This window comes from Kocuria sp. CPCC 205231 (genome assembly GCF_040980965.1).
Taxonomy (GTDB): Bacteria; Actinomycetota; Actinomycetes; order Actinomycetales; family Micrococcaceae; genus Kocuria; species Kocuria rosea.
Window position 1 is genome coordinate 1 of sequence record NZ_JAVKPP010000050.1, and the last position, 1,396, is coordinate 1,396.

Here is a 1,396-nt window from a genome sequence, read left to right on the forward strand (position 1 = left end):
AGCTCGTAGGCGGCACGGAAAGCACGGATCGCGATCTCGCCGCGATTGGCCACCAGGATCTTGGAGAACATTGACACCCGTTCCGCACCTGGACGCTCCACTGGAGGCCTGGGTGCTGTGTTGTGAATTTCTGACAAGGTCAACTGCGAAGGAGAAACGGCCGGGCACGGCAGGGGCCGCCGTGCCCGGGCAGGGCAGACCCGGGCCCTCGGGGCCGCGATGGGGCCGGGGTGCCGAGCGGATCCGCGACGGTGCGTCTGCGCGTGCTGCGGTTCACGCGCCATCCGGGCCTGTCAGCCGAGTAGGATCACGTCGAGCGTCCGGGGCCCGTGCACGCCCTCCACCCGCTCCAGCTCGATGTCCGAGGTCGCGGACGGCCCGGAGATCATGGTGACCGGGGCCGTGGGCTCCACCAGGGCGAGGGCCTCGGGGATCAGCTCGACCACCGAGTCCAGCGGCACCACGCAGATGTGGTGGTCGGGGACCAGGCTGATCGCCCTCCGGCCCTCCTCGGGACGGCCGGTGAGGAAGATGGTGCCGGTCTCGGCGCAGGAGACGGTCGAGGACGTCACCACCGCGTCCACGGCGTTGAGTTCACGCACCCCCAGGGCCGAGGGGTCGCGGGCGTCATTGGGATCCACCAGCATCCGGCGGGTGGCGGTGTCCTGCGGCAACCAGGCGGTGTCCAGACCGGCCGGGACCACATACCGGGCGGAGACCCCCAGCAGCTGCTCGATCCGCCCCGGCAGGGAGGCGGGGGTCTCGTGGTGCACCGCGGCCTTGTAGTCGACCAGCCGGTCCACGAGCATCTCGACGACCTCCTCAGCCGCACGCTCCGAGACGCGGCGATAGGTGCGCTGCGCCGGTGCAGGGGTAGGCGCGTCGTGCAGCGCCCCGCGGATCCGGTTGAGGATCTCGGTCTTTGCCTCGCTCATCGTGCTCCCCCGTCGTCTTCGGTGTCGGTCTCGGCCCCATCCGGTGCGGTACTGCCCGCATCCGGGCCGGCGGCCGGGCCGCCGTCGGCGGCCACCCGTTCCTGGGTCTCCTCGGCGTGCTTGGCCCACCAATGGCGGAAAGACTCCTTCGGCGGGGCGGGGATGTCGCGCTCATCGGTCCAGCCCCCGGCGATCCCGGGCAACCAGGAAATCGCCCGATCCTTGCCCGCCACCGCCCTCCCCAACGGCAGACCCTTCTCGGCCAACCCCATCCGGGTGCCCGAGGACATCACCACCGAAGCGCCCTTCATCATCAAATCCATCTGGGAGGGCACCCGGGGGGTGGGCTTGCTGCGCACGTCCTCGTCGCGCAGGTGCACGAGGATCTCCGGGATGTTGATCTTCACCGGGCACACGTCGTAGCAGGCCCCGCACAGCGAGGAGGCGTAGGGCAGGGAGGC

The 1,396-nt window shown here is 70.6% G+C and carries 2 protein-coding genes; both read right to left on the reverse strand.

Annotated features, from left to right (window positions below):
• Positions 1-293: 293 nt before the first annotated feature.
• Entirely contained in the window at positions 294-935 is a 642-nt protein-coding gene (locus RF640_RS18780) for an LUD domain-containing protein (RefSeq protein ID WP_109223274.1), read from the reverse strand.
• Positions 932-1,396, reverse strand: a 465-nt coding sequence (locus RF640_RS18785) for a lactate utilisation protein LutB domain-containing protein (RefSeq protein WP_368828654.1), incomplete at its 5' end; no start/stop codon positions are given. The genes RF640_RS18785 and RF640_RS18780, both read right to left, overlap by 4 nt.

Bases quoted from the DNA above. Each gene is read 5' to 3' on its own strand.
- RF640_RS18780 (WP_109223274.1), bottom strand. From the start codon at position 935: ATGAGCGAGGCAAAGACCGAGATCCTCAACCGGATCCGCGGGGCGCTG.